Origin of the sequence: Streptomyces sp. ML-6, assembly GCF_030116705.1 — a bacterium.
Taxonomy (GTDB): Bacteria; Actinomycetota; Actinomycetes; order Streptomycetales; family Streptomycetaceae; genus Streptomyces.
On the sequence record NZ_JAOTIK010000001.1, the window covers coordinates 5,600,657 to 5,617,597 of the forward strand.

The window sequence follows — 16,941 nt, forward strand, 5'->3', positions numbered from 1 at the left end:
GGGGCAATCGTGCGCGACGCGTCTGGGGGCTTTGACGATGGACCCGACACACCGGGAGCCGGAAGAGTTCGGCCGGGACGACGACGGGCCCGGTGACGGACCGGACCGCGGCCGTTCCCCCGGCCCCCGGCCCCGTTCGGCCAAGGGCGCCCCCAAGGGGCCGGATTTCGGTCGGCAAACGCCGCAACAGGCGCGCTTCGTCCGCCTCATATCGGGCGAGTACCTCCTCACCGTCAACCCGGTCGACGGCAGCGAGGTCGAACTGTGCCCGCCGGGTGAGCAACCCGCCGCCCCGGTCCGGCGCACCGCAGCCGGGCGCGCCGACCACGAGCGCGCCCTCGCCCCGCCCGTGCCGCCGGGACCGCCCGCCCCGCAGCTCCCGCTCCTGGAACGCGCCGAGGAACGCGAACGACTGGTGCGCCTGCTGTCCAGGGGCCGTTCGGTGCGGCTCACCGGACCGGCCGGATCGGGCCGCACGGCCCTGCTGGACGCCGTCGCCGCCGACTGCGCGGCCCTCGCACCGGACGGAGTGGTACGGCTCTCCGGCTACCGGAGGACCGTCACCGACCTGCTGTACGGGCTCTTCGACGCCGTGAACGAGGCACCGCTGTACCGCCCCGACCGGGCCGCCCTGCTCGAAGAGGTCCGGCGCATCGGCGCCGTCGTCCTGCTCGACGACCTGGAGTTCGGCGGGGCCGCGCTGGAGGAGCTGCTCGACGCCACCCCCGAGTGCGCCTTCCTGTTCGCGACGGCTCCGGACGCCGCCGCGGCCGGTGCGGACCCGTACCTCGAAGAGGTCCTCCTCGCCGGTCTCGGCCGCGACGCCTCGATCGAGCTGCTGGAGCAGGTCGTCGAACGTCCCCTCACCGAGGAGGAGCGGAACTGGGCGGGCGACCTCTGGTTCGAGTCCGAGGGGCTGCCGCTGCGCTTCGTCCAGGCGGGCGCCCTGCTGCGCCGGCGCGACCTGCCGGGCGCCGCCCCCGGGGCGCACGACGCGCACGGGCCCGGGGACCGGCCCGCGGGCCCGCCCTTCGGGCAGGACGGGGCCGGGGACCGCGTACCGCTGCCCGGCCCCGGTGAGGCCGCGGCCCCCGCCGCCCTGCTCGCCGCAGGGCTCAGCGAACCGGCCCGCGACACCCTGCGCTTCGCCGTGGCGCTCGGCGGCGAGGTGCCGCACCAGGCCCATCTGCCGGCGCTCGTCGGCGACACCCACGCGGACGCCGCGCTCGGCGAGCTGGCCGGCTGCGGACTGCTCTCCCCGGCCGGCCCCCGCTACCGGCTGGCCGCCGGGGTCGTCGCCCAGCTGGAGGCCGCCGGATACGGCGAGGACGCCACCGACCGGGCCCGGACCGCGGCCCAGCATTACGCCTGGTGGGCCGGACACCCCTCCGTCACCCCCGAGCGGGCGGCGGCCGAGGCCGACGCCGTCCTCGCGGCGATGGCCCAGCTGGTGCCCGGCGACGGCGCGGGACAGACCAGCGCGGCCGTCCTGCTGGCCCGCAGCGCCGCCCCGGCCTTCGCGGCGGGACTGCACTGGGGAGCCTGGGAGCGGGCGCTGCGGATCGGCCAGGAGGCGGCCAGGATCGCCGGGGAGGTCGCCGAGGAGGCGTACTTCCACCACGAACTGGGCATCCTCGCGCTCCTCTCCGGCAACCCGGACCGGGCCCGCACCGAGCTGGAGACCTCGATCGGCATGCGCGGGGCGCTCGCCGACAAGCCGGGCGCGGTGGCCGGGCGGCGCGCGCTCGCCCTGGTCGCCGACCGTTCCGGCGGACCGCTGCCCGGCGTCCTCACGCAGGTGGGCGAGGACGTGCCGTTCGCGGAACCGGTGGAACAGGCCCCGTCCGCCCGCCCGATGACGGCCACGACGCAGCCGCTGTCGACGGCGCGCCCGGACGAGGGCCCCGCCACGGTGATGACGGCGCGGCGGAGCGCCCCCGCGACCGTGGCCACGCCCGCCGCGCGGGGCGGCCGGCTCTCGGTGCTGGGCTTCGCCCGGCGCAACCTGGTCGCGACGGCCGCGGGTGTGCTCCTGGCCGGTGTGCTCGGCACCGTCGTGGTGCTGGGCATGACCTCCGGCGGCGACGACGTACCGGGGAACCGGGGCGTCACGAGCGAGCAGTCGCCCGGCGAGCAGGACGACGGCACGGAGGAGGACCCGGCCGGCGACCCGGCGGACGATTCGACCCCCGGCTCCACCACCTCCGGCGGCGGGGTGACGCCCGGCCCGTCGGGCAGCGAGATCACGCCGAGCGGGAGCGGCTCGCCGTCCACCGGACCGACGGGGCCGAGCGACACCCCGTCCTCGGACCGGCCCACCAGCGACAAACCGTCCTCGGACCGGCCGACCCAGTCGTCGAGCCCCACCGACTCCTCCAGCCCGACGACGCCGGAGAGCCCCAGCCCGTCCGACACGGAGACCGAGAGCCCGGAACCGACCGAAACGCCCACCGAACCCGAGCCGGGCTCGCCCGACACCTCCGACTCGGCGAGCGGACCTTCCTCCTCGTCCTCGGCCGCGGCGGCGGGCCCGGACGGCGGCCCGGTGGCGGCCTGAACCCGCCCCGGAACGGACGGACGCCGGACGCGATGCACACGTCCGGCGTCCGGGGGAACTGGTGGGGGAGGGGAACCGGCGGGGTCAGAACAGCCGCAGCTTGTCGTCCTCGATGCCGCGCAGCGCGTCGTAGTCCAGGACGACGCAGTCGATCCCGCGGTCCGTCGCCAGCACCCGGGCCTGCGGCTTGATCTCCTGGGCCGCGAAGACGCCCTTCACCGGGGCGAGATGGGGATCGCGGTTGAGCAGCTCCAGGTAACGGGTCAGCTGCTCCACGCCGTCGATGTCCCCGCGCCGCTTCAGCTCCACGGCGACGGTCCCCCCGTCGGCGTCCCGGCACAGGATGTCCACCGGCCCGATGGCGGTGAAGTACTCACGACGGATCAGGGTGTAGCCCTCGCCGAGGGTCTCGATCCGGTCGGCGAGGAGTTCCTGCAGGTGCGCTTCGACGCCGTCCTTGATGAGACCCGGGTCGACGCCCAGTTCGTGGGACGAGTCGTGGAGGATCTCCTCCATCGTGATGATGAGTTTCTCGCCCGCCTTGTTCACCACGGTCCAGACGTCCGCGGTGTCGCCGGTGCCCTCCTTCAGGGTGCAGGGCGGTGACATCCAGTTGAGGGGTTTGTACGCCCTGTCGTCGGCGTGGATCGACACGCTCCCGTCCGCCTTCACCAGGATCAGACGGGGAGCGGAGGGCAGGTGGGCCGTGAGCCGGCCGGCGTAGTCCACGGAACAGCGGGCGATGACGAGACGCATGGTCGGCAACGCTACTCGACGAGGGGCGCTCCACGCGATTCTCCCCCATCACCCCCGTCCCTCCGCCCCCACGTTGACGGGCCCCGCCGGGGCTTGCCCCTCTTTGGACCCGTTCGTCGATGGCCGGTTGTGTTCCCAATCTCCTGGTGCGGCCAGGACCGCCCCCGTACCGTGTAAGCAGGAGGTCGCCGTCCGTGTACGCTGCGTCGCCGCCCTCCTTCCCTGCCCGTAAGGCCCCGGCCAAGGCGTCGGGGTCGCGAGAGGAGAACCCATGTCGCTCGACGTCTCACCGGCGCTGTTGGAACAGGCCGAGCGAGGCGAGGTCGACGAAGCGGACTTCGTCGACTGCGTCCGGACCTCCCTGCCCTACGCATGGGAGATGATCAGCTCTCTGGTGGCCCAGCTGAAGGTGGACGGCGGAGAGTTCGCCGACAACCAGACGCCCCCGCCGGACGAGCAGGCACGTGGCCAGCTGCTGCGCGCGCTCGCGAGTGATGCGATCCGCGGCACGCTCCAAAGGCACTTCGGGGTGCGCCTGGCCTTCCAGAACTGCCACCGCGTCGCGGTGTTCCCGCTGGACGCCTCGGCCGACGAGCGGCTGGCCCGCTTCACCTCGGTGCGGGGGCAATTGCTCAACCAGTCACCCCAACTGCGGGACTGCTAGCCCGTGTTGCGGAAGCCCCGTCGGGCCGGACGTCACCGGCCCGCCCGTGGGCGGACGACGTCGCTTCCGCGGCACGCCCCGGGGCCCGTCCGGCCGGGCGCGGCCGTGCGGGACCCGAACGCTCCCGCCGCCGTCCCGGACCGGAGGGGCCCCGGCCGGCCGGCTCCGGAACGGGGGCGCCCGGGTTCCCGGCGGGGCGTCATGTGAGCAACGGGAGCACTTCGGTGCCCAGCCGCGCCACGTTCTCCTCGGTGGCCGCCAGATCCCCCGAGCCCTCCGCCAGGAGGGCGAAGCGGGTGATGCCCGTCCGCTCGGCGGTGGCGGCGAGCCGGTCGGCGGCGAGCCGGGGCGGGCCCACCGGATGGAGGCCGCACAGGAATTCCGTGTACGCGACCGGATCGCGCATCACCCGGTGCCGTCCGTCCACCGTCACATGGGCGTCCAGTCCCTGGCGCAGCCAGCCGGGCATCGTCTTCACGAGCCTCTCCACGGCGTCCTCGTGCCGGTCGGCGATCTGGACCACCCCGGCGCAGACGTGCCCGGCGGCGCGGACGCTCTCGGGCGAACGGCCCGCGGCGAGGGCCGTGGAGCGCCACAGGGCGACCATGTCGGCCTTCTCCTCGTCCCCGCAGTGCATCCCGAGCAGCATCGGCAGCCCGTTCTCCGCCGCGAGCCGCACCGTCTTCGGCGAGGTGCACGCGACGACCACCTCGGGACCGCCGAGTCCTTCGCCGTCCTCGCCGACCAGTTCGTCGGCCCGGGGGACCACCGCGACCTCGCGGAAGCCGTACCGCTCCCCGCGCCCCGCCACCCGCGGCTCGCGCAGCCAGTCGAGCAGCAGCCCCAGGGACTCCGGGAAGCCCTTCTCGTACGCCGCCAGGCCGCTCCCGAACACCTCCAGGTCGACCCACGGCCCGCCCCGGCCGACGCCGAGCGTGAACCGGCCGCCGCTGGTGAGGTGGAGCAGCGCGGCCTGCTCGCCGAGCGCGACCGGGTGCTGGGTGGGCAGCACGCTGACCGCCGTGCCCACCCGGATCCTGCGGGTCCGGCCGAGCAGCAGCGCGGCCAGGGTGACCGCGGACGGGCAGACCCCGTACGGCACGAAGTGATGTTCCGCCAGCCAGACCGAGTCGAGCCCGGATTCCTCCGCGACCTCGGCGGACCGGACCGCGCGGTGCAGCGCCTCCACCGGTCCCTGCCCCGGAAACTGGGCTGCCAGTACGAACGTTCCCACACGCATCGCCAATTGCCTCCTTGCGGCCGACGCGGCTCTCCCCTACAGGCGACAACGCCTGACACGTGCCAAGGGCACGGGCCGGAGGCAAGTTGTTGCGATTTTCCGGTAACCCACCCCCCGGGGAGTGACGCCCCGGAGGGCGCCGGACCCCGGCATCGGCCGAATGGCCCTACGCTTGGGCGGGAACTGCCCGGCCTGTTTTGTGAGGTGTCACGTGTCCCCGCGCCGAAACCGCCCCCGAGGCGGCGAGAGTCCCCACGACAGCGCGGCGGAACCGGGAGCCCGGTACGGCGGCGGCGGACGCACGGAGGAGTGGCGGGGCGAGCAGTGGTCGGTCCGCCCGGTGAGCGGGGCGAGCGCGGTGGGCAAGCACTACCGCTGCCCCGGCTGCGACCAGGAGATCCCGTCCGGCGTCCCGCATCTGGTGGCCTGGTCCGAGTACGCCGGCATCGACGACCGCAGGCACTGGCACAAGGCCTGCTGGAACGCGAAGGGCCGCCGCACCACGCAGGTGCAGCGGTCCAGGAACGCGCCCCGTTACTGAAAGCCGCCCCGGCCCCGGGGAGGGGCGGAGCCGGTCAGACGTTCCCCGGCACGCAGGAGGGGGCGGAGCCGGTCAGACGTCCCGCCGGTCCATGGAGAGGCAGGCGGAGAACAGCGCCACCCCCGAGACACCGAGCATGATCCACAGTGGCTCCCAGCCGGACGGCCCCGAATCGGTCACCGGAGCCGAGTAGAACGCGCTGAGCTGGTTGGGGATCGAGTACTCGAAGAGCGTCATCCGCAGCTCGGAGAGCGACGACGAGAACATGAACATGCCCAGCACGAGCGGCAGCAGCACCACGCCGATCATGATCGTGATCGCCCCGGCGGAGTGCCGGATGAGGGCGCCGACCGCGAGCGAGAGCAGGCCCAGCGTCGCGGTGTAGAGACCCACGCCGACCGTCGCGCGCAGCCAGTCGTCGCCGGAGGGCGTCCCGCCGCCGACGATGGCGGTCTGCGCCGCCGCGACCAGGGCGGTGGTCACGGTCGTGATGACGAAGGTGAGCAGGAAGAAGACGATCGCCTTCGCGCACAGCACCCGGGAACGGCTGGGGCAGGCGGTCAGCGTCGTGCGGATCATGCCCGTGCCGTACTCCGACGCGATGGTCAGCACGCCGAGCGTGATCACGCAGAGCGAGCCCAGCAGCACCCCGTAGAAACCGAGGCTGAGCACCGGCATCGAGCCCATGTCGGCATCGGCGGCGTGGACCGCGAGCGCGGTCAGCAGCCCGATCCCGACCAGCAGCACGACCATGACGCCGAGCGTCCAGATCGTGGAGCGCACCGAACGGATCTTGGTCCACTCGGAGGCGAGCGCGTCGCCGAGGGTCGCGGCGCGCACCGGGATGGGCGAGGTGTAGGAGCCGAGCGCGGCCGCCAGGTCCTGCTCCCGGGCCGGTGCCTGCCGGGGCGGCGGTGTGGTCATCGGGCGTCCTCGCTGGTGTCGTGCTTGGTCAGGTCCGCAGGAGCGGTGGGGTCGGCCGGGGGCTCCGCGTCCGGGTCCTGTCCGGGCGGCGGCGGGGCGTACCAGTTGTGCTGCGGGACCTCAGGGACCGGCGGCTGCACGATCTCGTGCCCGTCGTGCCCCGGCTCCTGCAGACCGGCCCGCTCGTCCGCCGTCGAACGGTAGTCCACGACGCTCTGCGTCATCCGCATGTACGCCTCCTCCAGGGACGCCTGGTGCGGCGAGAGCTCCCACAGCCGGACGTCCGCCTCGTGCGCCAGGTCGCTGATCCGGGACAGCGGCAGGCCGGTGACCCGCAGCGCCCCGCCCGGCTCGGGCATGACCTGCCCGCCCGCCCCGGTGAGCGTGGCGGTCAGCTTCTCGCGGTGCTCGGCGGCCCCGTCCGGAACCCTGACCCGGGCGAAGTCGGCCGAGTTGGCGGAGATGAAGTCCGTGACGCTCATGTCGGCGAGCAGCTGCCCGCGGCCGATCACGATCAGGTGGTCGGCGGTGAGCGCCATCTCGCTCATCAGATGGCTGGAGACGAAGACCGTGCGGCCCTCGGCCGCCAGCATCTTCATCAGGTTGCGGACCCAGAGGATGCCCTCGGGGTCGAGGCCGTTGACGGGCTCGTCGAAGAGCAGCACCTGCGGGTCGCCGAGCAGCGCCGCCGCGATGCCGAGCCGCTGGCCCATGCCGAGCGAGAAGTCCTTGGACCGCTTGCGCGCCACGTCCTGGAGGCCGACGACACCGAGCACCTCGTCGACCCGGGGGGCCGGGATGCCGGCCAGCTGGGCGAGCGAGAGCAGGTGGTTGCGGGCGCTGCGGCCGCCGTGCACGGCCTTCGCGTCCAGCAGCGCGCCCACCAGCCGCGGCGCGTTCGGCAGGCTGCGGTAGGGGTGGCCGTCGATCGTGACATGACCGGAGGTCGGCCGGTCCAGACCCAGCATCATGCGCATGGTGGTGGACTTGCCCGATCCGTTGGGACCGAGGAATCCGGTGACGGAGCCCGGCCGCACCTGGAAGGAAAGGTCGTGCACGGCCGTCTTCGCACCGTAGCGCTTGGTCAGGCCGACTGCCTCGATCATGCTTCAGCCCCATCGACTCACAGCTGTCGTCGGGGCCGGACCGAGCGGGCCGCACACCCCCATAAGAGTTAGGAGGATAACCAGCTCCTGACGGTTCCGGCCAAGTCGTTCCGGGGGCGTGGCGCCCCCGGGACCCGGCGGACGGACGGGAACCGGCCCCGTTCCTGCGTCACCGGCTGTCCCGGCCCTTCGTCAGGCGTCCCGTTTCTTGAGCAGGAGGTAGCCGCCGAGCAGCGCGGCCGCCACCCAGACGATCAGGATGCCGAGCCCGCCCCACGGCCCGTACGGCGCCGGATCGCTGTTCAGCGCGTCCGGGACCACCCGCATGATCTTGGAGCCGGCCTGGTCGGGGAAGTACTGGGCGACCTTCTTCGCCCCCGGCACCACCGACAGGATCTGGGAGACCAGGAAGAAGAACGGCATCAGGATGCCGAGCGACAGCATGGAACTGCGCAGCATCGTCGCCACGCCCATGGAGAAGATCCCGATCAGCCCCATGTACAGGCCGCCCCCGACGACCGCGCGCAGGACGTTGTCCGCGCCGATGTCGGTGCGGTGCTCGCCCAGCAGGGCCTGGCCGAGGAAGAACGTGGCGAAGCTGGTCGTGATGCCCACCGCCAGGGCCAGCAGACCGGCCACCACGACCTTGCTGAACAGGAACGAACCGCGCTGGGGCACCGCCGCCAGCGAGGTCCGGATCATGCCCGAGCTGTACTCCGTACCGACCACCAGCACACCGAAGACCACCATGGCCAACTGGCCGAGGACCATGCCGGTGAAGCTGATGAGGGTCGGGTCGAAGGTGGCCCGCTCCAGCACGGGGAGCTCCTCGAACTGGGCGTTCATCAGGGCGCAGAGCGCCGCGCTCATCGCGACGGTGACGACGAACGCGGAGATCAGCGTCCAGACGGTCGAGGAGACCGTACGGATCTTGGTCCACTCGGAGGCCAGGACTGCGGGCACCGATGCCATCGCCCTCACACCTCCCCGCCGTCGGCCCCGGCGGGGCCGCCACCGGTCCGCCGGTCCCACTGCTCGCCCCAGCGCGGCCCCGGGGGCGGTGGCGCCGGGCTGTGGTCCGCGTGCGCGTGGTACTCCACGGACTCCGCCGTCATCCGCATGAACGCCTCCTCCAGGGAGGCCCGCTGGGAGCTCAGCTCGTGCAGCACGATCCGGTGCCGCGCGGCGAGCTCGCCCAGTGCCTCGGCGGTGGCGCCGTCGATCTCCAGCGTGCCGCCGCCCGCCTCGACCACGACCAGCCCCGCCTCGTGCAGCACGTCCAGCAGCCGCTCCCGCTGCGGGGAGCGCAGCCGCACATAGCTGTGGGAGTTGCGGTGGATGAAGTCGGCCATCGACGTGTCGGCGAGCAGCCGGCCCTGGCCGATCACGATCAGGTGGTCGGCGGTGAGTGCCATCTCGCTCATCAGGTGACTGGAGACGAAGACCGTGCGGCCCTCCACGGCGAGCGTCTTCATCAGGCTGCGGATCCAGTGGATGCCCTCGGGGTCGAGGCCGTTGACGGGCTCGTCGAAGAGCAGCACCTGCGGGTCGCCGAGCAGCGCCGCCGCGATGCCGAGCCGCTGGTTCATGCCGAGCGAGAAGCCCTTCGACTTCTTCCGCGCCACCGCGGCCAGACCCACGGTGTCCAGCACCTCCGCCACCCGGCTCTCCGGGATGCGGTTGCTCTGCGCGAGACAGAGCAGGTTGTTGTACGCGCTGCGCCCGCCGTGCATCGACTTCGCGTCCAGCAGCGCCCCGACGTACTTGAGGGGCTCCTCCAGCTCGCGGTAGTGCCTGCCGTCGATGCGGACCGAACCGCCGGTCGGGTTGTCGAGATCGAGCATCATCCGCATCGTCGTGGACTTGCCCGCCCCGTTGGGCCCCAGAAAACCCGTCACCATCCCGGGCCTGACCCGGAACGAGAGCCGGTCGACGGCAACCTTGTTGCCGAAGCGCTTGGTGAGGCCATCGAGCTCGATCATGCGTTCACGCTAGAACGGCCGCGTGCCCCCCGCCACAGGGGCGGCACCGGGCACACGAAGAGGGCGCCGGAGATCCCGGCCGAGGACCGGCCGGGATCTTCGACGCCCTCACCCGCGCATGCGGACCTGCCGCCGGGGTGTCCGGGTCAGTGGGTCTGCTGGGCCGGGACCCCACGGGTGACCGGCTCGTCGTCGGCGGGGGAGCCGGCGGCGGCCACCGCGGCGCCGGTCAGCGTCGCCAGCATCTCGCGGACGTTGGTGAGCTGGGCGTTGATCGAGTCGCGGCGGTTGGTGAGCGCCGCCAGCTCGCGCTCCGATTCGCTGCGGATCCGGTCGGCCTTCGCGTTCGCGTCGGCCACGATGTCCTCGGACTGGCGCTGCGCGGTCTCCACCGTCTGACGGGCCCGGCGCTCGGCGTCCGTACGGAGCTTCTCGGCCTCCAGGCGGAGCTGCTCGGCGCGGTGCTCGATCTCGGCGAGGCGCTTCTCGGCCTTGGCCTGACGGGACGCGAGGTCGCGCTCCGACTGGTCGCGGCGCTTGGCCAGGTTGGTCTCGAAGTCCGCGGCGGCCTGGGCGGCCTTGGCACGGGTCTCCTCGAAGAGGGCGTCGGCCTCCTCGCGCTTCTGCGCGGCGTCCTTCTGGGCGTCCGTGCGCAGCGAGCCGGCCTCCCCCTTGGCCTTCTCGATGATGCGGACACCCTCGTCCTCGGCCTTCGCCTTGCGCTCGGCGGCGAACGCCTCGGCGTCGTTGCGCACCTGCTGGGCGGCCGACTCGGCCAGCTCGCGGTGCTGCTCGGCGGCGCGACGGGCCTCCTCGCGCAGGTCCTTCGCCTCCTCCTCGGCCAGGCGGAGGATCTTCTCCACGCGCGCGCCGAGACCGGCGTACGACGGCTCCGCGTCGTTCACCTGGGCCTGGGCGTTCTGGGTTTCGAGGTGGAGCTCCTCGATGCGCTTTTCCAGGGACGTGATGCGGGCGAGAGCACTATCACGGTCGGCGACGAGCTTGGTAATGCGGTCATCCACCTGACCGCGGTCGTATCCACGTCGCACGAGCTCGAAGCCGAAGGGGGAGGAAGGGTCGCTCATGGGGTTCCTGTCGAATGAGACCGGTGAGGTGTTAGAGGGAATCCTAGGGGCCCGGACGGCGTGTCATCGAGTGGATGCCCTTTTGATCTGGAGAATGACCCTCCTTTTGAGTGGCTGACCCCCGCAACTCTTGCCACTCGGAGGGCGGAACGTTCCTGACGAAGCATGGGACACGGCAAGGCGACTACCCCTCGGACGACTTGCCACCCGATCGGGTGCCCGCGGAGGCCCCGGCTTTGACACCGCCCGAGGAGCCGCCCCCGCCCTTGCCGCCCGTCGGCGTCTCGAAGGACTCCAGTGCCTCCAACACGTCCTGGACACGGGAGATCTCGGTGTTGATGTCCGCGCGGCGCCGCACCAGCAGATCGAGTTCGCGCTGTCCCTCGTCCACCATGCGCTTCGCCTCGGCCTCGGCGTCGGCCCGCAGCTTCTCGGCCTCGCGGACCACCGTGGCCTTCTTCTGCTCGGCCTCCTTCAGCAGCGACTCGGCCCGCTTCACCGCCGCGATCCGGACCTTGCTCGCCTCCGAGTTGGCGTCCGCCAGCAGCTCCTTGGCCTTGGCCTCCGCCTCGTCGCGCTGCTCGGTCGCCGCCTTCATCAGGTTGTCGACGCGCTCGCCCGCCGTCTTCATCTGCTCGGCGGTCTCCCGCCGGGCCCGGTCGTGCAGCTCCTCGATCTCGCCCTCGATCCGGGCCCGCAGCTCCTCGGCCCGCTCCCGGATCGCCGTGGCGTCCCGGCGCGCACCGACCAGCAGCTCGTCCGCGTCCGTACGGGCCCGCTCCACCAGGGAATTGCCCTCGACGGTCGCCTCCGAGGCGATCCGCGTGGCCTCCTTGCGGGCCGCGCCGACCATCGTGTCGGCCTGCTTCTCGGCCTCGGTGGCGGTGCGCAGCGCCTCCTCCCGGGCCTTGTCGATGAGCTGGTCGGCCTGCTCCGCCGCGTCGGCCCGGCGCTTGGCCGCGGCCTCCCGCGCCTCGTCGAGCAGCCGGTCCGCCTCCTGACGGGCCTCCGCGCGCATCTGCTCGGCCGCCGCCTCGGCCTCCGCACGCACCCGCTCGGACTCCTCGCGGGTACGGGCCGCGTGCTCCTGCGCCGCCCCGACGGCGGCCGCCGCCTCGGCCCGCAGCCGCTCGGCCTCGTCCGCGGCCTCGCCCGTCACCCGGGCCGCCTGCTGCGTGGCCTCCTCGACCAGCTCGGTGGCCTGCTGCGTGGCTTCCTCGACCAGGGTGGTGGCCCGCTGGGTGGCCTCCTCGACCAGTGCGGTCGCCTGCTGCGTCGATTCCTCGACCAGCGTGGTGGCCTGCTGCGTCGACTCCGTGCGGATCCGCTCGGCCTCGTCCGTCGCCTCGCCCACCAGCCGGTCGGCCTGGGTCGCGGCCTCCGAACGCATCCGGTTGGCGTCCTCGCGCGCCTCGGCACGGCTGCGCGCCGCGTCCTGCTCCGCCGAGGCCAGCGCGTCGGACGCCTCGGTGCGCATCCGCTGGACGTACTCCGCGGTGTCCGAGCGCAGCCGCTCCGCCTCGGCGGTCGCGTCGGCGACGGTCCGCTCGGCCAGCTCCTTCGCGGCCTCGGCCGCCTCCTGCGCCTCCTGACGGGCCCGCGCCGCGTCCTCGCCGGCCCGCTCCCGCTCCGCGTACGCGTCGGTGCGGACCCGGTCCGCCTCCTCCTGCGCCTCGGTCCTCGTGCGCTCCGCGGCGTGCTCGGCGGCCGAGCGCAGCCCGGCGATCTCCGCCTCGGCCTGCTCCTGGAGCCCGCTGACCGAGTCCCGCACCTGCTGGGCGGTCTGCTCGGCCGCGGAGACCAGCTCGGTCGCCCGGCCGTCCGCCTCCTCGACCAGCCGCTGGGCCTCGGCCTGGGCCTCCTCGACCCGCTTGCGGGCGGAGGCGAGGAGCTCCTCGCTCTGCTCGCGGGCCCGCTCGCGCTCCTGGCTCGCCTCGGTGCGCGCCGCCTCGAGGGTCTCCTCCGACTCCCGGCGGCGCCGGTTGGCCTCCTCCTGGGCGGCGGCCAGCGCCTCGGCGGCCTCCGTACCCACCCGCTCCGCGGCGGCGGCGGCCTCGGAACGCAGCCGGTCGGCGCTCTCCTGCGCCTCCGACTTGAGCCGCTCCGCCTCGGCGGCGGCCTCCGTGCGCAGCCGCACGGCCACCGACTCGCCCTCGGCCCGCGCCTGCGAGGCGTCCGCCGCGGCCTCGTCGCGCAGCCGCTCCGCCTCGGTCTCCGCCCGCTCCCGCAGCGCCCGCAGCCGCTCGGCGGCCTCCGTGCGCAGCCGCTCGGTCTCCTCGTTCGTCTCGCGCCGGATGCGCTCCGCCTCGGCGCGCGCGTCCGTCAGCTCCTGCTCGGCGGCGGTGACCCTGGTCTCGGCCTCCGTGTGCAGCCGGGACAGCTCCTCGGCCGCCTCCGCCTGCCGGGCCGCGACCGCGCGCTCGGTCTCCTCGCGCAGCTCCGCCGCGGCCCGCTCGGCCGCCCCGGTGGTCGAACCGGCCTGCTCCTCGGCGTCGGCACGCAGCTGCTCGGCCTCGGCACGGGCGCGCTCCAGCGCCTCCTCGGCCTGCTTGCGCAGCGCGGCGGCGCGCTCGGCCGCCTCGGTGCGGACCCGCTCGCTCTCGGTGCTCGCGGTACCGCGCAGCTCCTCCGCGTCCGCCTTCGCCTTGGCGAGCAGCTCCTCGGCGGTCTTCGCGCCCTCCTCCAGCTGCTGGACGGCCTCCCGGCGCGCCTCGCCCCGGATCCGCTCGCCCTCGGCGACCGCCTCGGAACGCAGCTGCTCGGCCTCGCCGCGCAGCCTGCGCGCCTCCTCCTGCAGCTCGACCGTCTTGGCGCGGTACTCCTTGGTGTCGTCCTTGGCCGCGCCCTTGAGCTGATCGGCCTGCTCGGCGGCCTCGCCGCGCAGCCGGTCCGCCTCGGCCTCCGCCTCGCGGCGGATCCGCTCGGCCTCCTCGGTGGCCGACCTGGTGGTGGACCTCGCGTCCTCGGACGCCTTGGACAGCACCTCCTCGGCGGCCCTGGCGGCCTTGGCGAGCTGGGCCGCGGCGTCCTCGGCGGCGGCCGTGCGGGCCTTCTCGGTCGCCTCGGACTTCAGCCGGTCCGCCTCGGCCCGCGCGTCGGCGAGGGCCTGCTCGGCCTCCGCCTTCAGGACCTCGGCCTCCTTGGTGGCCTCGCCGACCAGCCGCGCGATCTCGGACCTGGCCGTACGGGTGCGCTGCTCGTTCTCCGACTCGGCGGAGGCCAGCCGCTTGGCCGCGGCCTCCTTCGCCTCGGCGGTCACCTTCTCGGCCGCCAGCCGGGCCTCGCGCAGCTGGGTCTCGGCCTCCTGCAGGCGCTGCTCGGCGGCCCGGTTCAGCTCGACGGTCTGCTGGCGGGCCTGCTCGGTCTCGGCCGCCGTGGTCGTACGCAGCCGCTCGGCGTGACTGGTGGCCTCCTGCGCCTGGCTGGAGGCCGCGTTCAGCATCCGCTCGGCGTCCTTGCGGGCGCGCAGCAGGAGCGCCTCGGCCTCGGCACGGGCCGACTCCGCCTCGGAGCCGAGCCGCTGCCGGGTCTCCTCCGCCACCCGCTCGGCCTCGGCGCGCGCGGCCGCCAGGGCCTGCTCGGCCTCGGCCCGCGACTCCTCCAGCAGTCGGCGGGCCTGGGACTCCGTCCGGGCCCGGAGCTGCTCGGCCCAGGCGACGTTCTCGTTGACGTGGGACTCGACGGTCCGGCGGCGCTCCGCCAGCTCCTGGTCGAGCTGCTGACGCCGCTGCACCGCCTCGTTGTGCAGCTCGGCCTGGAGCCGCGCCTGGTGCTCGGCGTGCTCCTGCAGGATGCGCTGCGTCTGCGCGCGGGCCTCCCGCAACTCCCGTTCGGCGTCGGTCCGCAGCTGCTCCGCCTGGATCTGGGCGTTACGGAGCAACTGATCGGCCTGATAGCCCAGGTCCGCGCTGTCGTAGGCGGGACGGGTCGCGAGATTGCGCCGAGCCTCGTGCAGCTTGGCGCGCAAGACCTCGACCTGGTAACCGAGGTCCTCGGCGTGCTGGACGGCCTTCTCCCGGTCGGTCTTCAGCCGGTCCATCTCGGCCTCGAACCGCGAGAGATGGTCGTCTTCAGCCCGGTGGCTCTCCTGGCGTTCGTAGCCCCGCACTGCGCGGTCCCATCCTTCCCCGAGCTCTCAACTTTGTTCGAGCAGGGGAGACCCCAACCCTGGTCGCAACTCTCCGGCGAGTACCGTCCGCCGGAGAACGGTCTCCCGGGGAATGGTGACAGATCAACGGCTGGGGACGCGGCGCGGCCCCGATCCGGCCCCGGCCCGGAACCGCCCACTCTACCGGGCCGGGTATCCGGAGGTCAGTGCTCCGCTGCGGAGGTGACCAGTTCGGTGAGTACGCCGTGGCAGTCCTTGGGGTGCAGGAAGGTGATCCTGGACCCCATGGAGCCCTTCCTGGGCTCGTCGTACAGCACCCTGACGCCCTTCTCCCGGATGTCCGCCGCGTCGGCGTCGACGTCCGCCGTGCCGAAGGCGATGTGGTGGACCCCTTCCCCGTTCTTGGCCAGCCATTTGCCCACGGCGGAGTCCTCCCGGGTCGGCTCCAGGAGCTGGAGGTAGGAGGCGCCGCCGTCCGACGTACCGTTGATCCTGAGCATGGCCTCGCGCACGCCCTGCTCCTCGTTGACCTCGGAGTGGTACACCTCGAAGCCGTAGGTCGAGCGGTAGAACTCGACGGTCTCGTCGAGGTTGAAACAGGCGATCCCGATGTGGTCGATTCGCGTCAGCATGCCACCAGTGCAACCCCGCACGGATGGTTACGCAACGTGCGCGCCGTCACACCCGCTGCCGGATGACGGGCGCGGTACCGCTCAGTACATTCGAGTAAACCCTCGTTCACTTCTCATCCCAAGGGGCTGCGCCTCATGTCTGGAACGACCGGTAACACCTCAGTGATCGTCGCGGGCGCGCGTACGCCCATGGGCCGGCTGCTCGGCTCGCTGAAGAGCTTCTCCGGGGCCGACCTGGGCGGCATCGCCATCAAGGCCGCGCTGGACCGGGCCGGCATCGGCGGCGACCAGGTCGAGTACGTGATCATGGGCCAGGTGCTCCAGGCGGGCGCGGGCCAGATCCCGGCCCGCCAGGCCGCGGTCAAGGCGGGCATCCCGATGAACGTCCCCGCGCTCACCGTCAACAAGGTGTGCCTGTCCGGCCTCGACGCGATCGCGCTCGCCGACCAGCTGATCCGCGCCGGGGAGTTCGACGTCGTCGTCGCCGGCGGCCAGGAGTCCATGACGAACGCCCCGCACCTGCTCCCGAAGTCCCGCGAGGGCCACAAGTACGGCGCGATCGAGATGCTCGACGCGATGGCGCACGACGGTCTGACCGACGCCTTCGAGAACATCGCGATGGGCGAGTCCACCGAGAAGCACAACACCCGCCTGGGCCTGACCCGCGCCGAGCAGGACGAGATCGGCGCGCTCTCCCACCAGCGCGCCGCCGCCGCCCAGAAGAACGGCATCTTCGAGGCCGAGATCACCCCGGTCGAGATCCCGCAGCGCAAGGGCGAGCCGGTCCTCTTCGCCAAGGACGAGGGCATCCGCCCGGAGACCACCGCCGAGTCCCTCGGCAAGCTGCGCCCCGCGTTCGCCAAGGACGGCACGATCACCGCGGGCACCTCCTCGCAGATCTCCGACGGCGCGGCCGCGGTCGTCGTGATGAGCCGGGCCAGGGCCGAGGAGCTGGGCCTGGACTGGATCGCCGAGATCGGCGCGCACGGCAACGTGGCGGGCCCGGACAACTCGCTCCAGTCGCAGCCGTCCAACGCGATCGCGCACGCCGTGAAGAAGGCGGGCATCCGGGTCGAGGACCTCGACCTGATCGAGATCAACGAGGCGTTCGCCGCCGTCGCCGTCCAGTCCATGAAGGACCTGGGCGTCACCCCGGACAAGGTGAACGTCAACGGCGGCGCCATCGCGCTCGGTCACCCGATCGGCATGTCCGGCGCCCGTCTGGTGCTGCACCTGGCGCTGGAGCTGAAGCGGCGCGGCGGCGGCACCGGCGCGGCGGCGCTGTGCGGCGGCGGCGGTCAGGGCGACGCGCTGATCATCCGGGTCCCGGGCAAGTAGCACCCCGG

The 16,941-nt window shown here is 73.2% G+C and carries 13 protein-coding genes; 4 read left to right on the plus strand and 9 right to left on the minus strand.

From position 1 onward, the window contains the following. The first annotated feature begins 37 nt into the window (after window positions 1-37). Window positions 38-2,557 carry a tetratricopeptide repeat protein gene (locus OCT49_RS24920; RefSeq protein ID WP_283854052.1) on the plus strand — a complete coding sequence of 840 codons (2,520 nt, stop codon included), beginning with the start codon at window positions 38-40 and terminating at the stop codon, window positions 2,555-2,557. Window positions 2,558-2,641: 84 nt separating this feature from the next. On the opposite strand, the gene nucS is transcribed toward OCT49_RS24920, so the two are convergent. After that, window positions 2,642-3,313, minus strand: a complete 672-nt coding sequence (gene nucS, locus OCT49_RS24925) for an endonuclease NucS (RefSeq protein ID WP_283854053.1) — start codon at window positions 3,311-3,313, stop codon at window positions 2,642-2,644. A gap of 271 nt (window positions 3,314-3,584) precedes the next feature. On the opposite strand from nucS, the gene OCT49_RS24930 reads away from it, so the two are divergent. Then, complete coding sequence (locus OCT49_RS24930; protein ID WP_283854054.1) at window positions 3,585-3,977, plus strand: SCO5389 family protein; 393 nt, start codon at window positions 3,585-3,587, stop codon at window positions 3,975-3,977. Between the two features lie 199 nt (window positions 3,978-4,176). Here OCT49_RS24930 and OCT49_RS24935 read toward each other — a convergent pair whose 3' ends face one another. After that, entirely contained in the window at window positions 4,177-5,217 is a 1,041-nt protein-coding gene (locus OCT49_RS24935; RefSeq protein WP_283854055.1) for an LLM class flavin-dependent oxidoreductase, read from the minus strand. A 211-nt stretch (window positions 5,218-5,428) separates the two neighbouring features. Between OCT49_RS24935 and OCT49_RS24940 the strand changes: the two genes are divergently transcribed. After that, complete coding sequence (locus OCT49_RS24940) at window positions 5,429-5,758, plus strand: Rv1322 family protein (protein WP_283854056.1); 330 nt, start codon at window positions 5,429-5,431, stop codon at window positions 5,756-5,758. Between the two features lie 72 nt (window positions 5,759-5,830). On the opposite strand, the gene OCT49_RS24945 is transcribed toward OCT49_RS24940, so the two are convergent. The 7 genes from OCT49_RS24945 to mce form a co-directional block, all read right to left on the minus strand. Further along, the gene (locus OCT49_RS24945; protein WP_283854057.1) at window positions 5,831-6,682 is read right to left on the minus strand and encodes an ABC transporter permease; all 852 of its coding nucleotides are present in this window, start codon (window positions 6,680-6,682) and stop codon (window positions 5,831-5,833) included. Then, the gene (locus OCT49_RS24950) at window positions 6,679-7,788 is read right to left on the minus strand and encodes an ABC transporter ATP-binding protein (protein WP_283854058.1); all 1,110 of its coding nucleotides are present in this window, start codon (window positions 7,786-7,788) and stop codon (window positions 6,679-6,681) included. The genes OCT49_RS24945 and OCT49_RS24950 overlap by 4 nt, the downstream gene beginning before the upstream one ends. A gap of 192 nt (window positions 7,789-7,980) precedes the next feature. Further along, the gene (locus tag OCT49_RS24955; protein ID WP_283854059.1) at window positions 7,981-8,760 is read right to left on the minus strand and encodes an ABC transporter permease; all 780 of its coding nucleotides are present in this window, start codon (window positions 8,758-8,760) and stop codon (window positions 7,981-7,983) included. Window positions 8,761-8,765: 5 nt separating this feature from the next. Further along, a complete protein-coding gene (locus OCT49_RS24960; protein WP_283854060.1) occupies window positions 8,766-9,770 on the minus strand; it encodes an ABC transporter ATP-binding protein in 1,005 nt (334 codons plus the stop codon). A 146-nt stretch (window positions 9,771-9,916) separates the two neighbouring features. After that, window positions 9,917-10,855, minus strand: coding sequence for a coiled-coil domain-containing protein (locus OCT49_RS24965; protein WP_283854061.1), 939 nt, complete (start codon window positions 10,853-10,855; stop codon window positions 9,917-9,919). A 184-nt stretch (window positions 10,856-11,039) separates the two neighbouring features. Further along, window positions 11,040-14,963: a polarized growth protein Scy gene (gene scy / locus OCT49_RS24970; RefSeq protein WP_283854062.1), complete on the minus strand. Its 3,924-nt coding sequence runs from the start codon at window positions 14,961-14,963 to the stop codon at window positions 11,040-11,042. Window positions 14,964-15,166: 203 nt separating this feature from the next. After that, the gene (gene mce / locus OCT49_RS24975; protein ID WP_283854063.1) at window positions 15,167-15,595 is read right to left on the minus strand and encodes a methylmalonyl-CoA epimerase; all 429 of its coding nucleotides are present in this window, start codon (window positions 15,593-15,595) and stop codon (window positions 15,167-15,169) included. A gap of 135 nt (window positions 15,596-15,730) precedes the next feature. Between mce and OCT49_RS24980 the strand changes: the two genes are divergently transcribed. Beyond that, complete coding sequence (locus tag OCT49_RS24980; RefSeq protein WP_283854064.1) at window positions 15,731-16,933, plus strand: acetyl-CoA C-acetyltransferase; 1,203 nt, start codon at window positions 15,731-15,733, stop codon at window positions 16,931-16,933. Window positions 16,934-16,941 lie beyond the last annotated feature (8 nt).

Bases quoted from the DNA above. Each gene is read 5' to 3' on its own strand.
- OCT49_RS24920 (WP_283854052.1), top strand. From the start codon at position 38: ATGGACCCGACACACCGGGAGCCGGAAGAGTTCGGCCGGGACGACGAC.
- nucS (WP_283854053.1), bottom strand. From the start codon at position 3,313: ATGCGTCTCGTCATCGCCCGCTGTTCCGTGGACTACGCCGGCCGGCTC.
- OCT49_RS24930 (WP_283854054.1), top strand. From the start codon at position 3,585: ATGTCGCTCGACGTCTCACCGGCGCTGTTGGAACAGGCCGAGCGAGGC.
- OCT49_RS24935 (WP_283854055.1), bottom strand. From the start codon at position 5,217: ATGCGTGTGGGAACGTTCGTACTGGCAGCCCAGTTTCCGGGGCAGGGA.
- OCT49_RS24945 (WP_283854057.1), bottom strand. From the start codon at position 6,682: ATGACCACACCGCCGCCCCGGCAGGCACCGGCCCGGGAGCAGGACCTG.
- OCT49_RS24950 (WP_283854058.1), bottom strand. From the start codon at position 7,788: ATGATCGAGGCAGTCGGCCTGACCAAGCGCTACGGTGCGAAGACGGCC.
- OCT49_RS24955 (WP_283854059.1), bottom strand. From the start codon at position 8,760: ATGGCATCGGTGCCCGCAGTCCTGGCCTCCGAGTGGACCAAGATCCGT.
- OCT49_RS24960 (WP_283854060.1), bottom strand. From the start codon at position 9,770: ATGATCGAGCTCGATGGCCTCACCAAGCGCTTCGGCAACAAGGTTGCC.
- OCT49_RS24965 (WP_283854061.1), bottom strand. From the start codon at position 10,855: ATGAGCGACCCTTCCTCCCCCTTCGGCTTCGAGCTCGTGCGACGTGGA.
- mce (WP_283854063.1), bottom strand. From the start codon at position 15,595: ATGCTGACGCGAATCGACCACATCGGGATCGCCTGTTTCAACCTCGAC.
- OCT49_RS24980 (WP_283854064.1), top strand. From the start codon at position 15,731: ATGTCTGGAACGACCGGTAACACCTCAGTGATCGTCGCGGGCGCGCGT.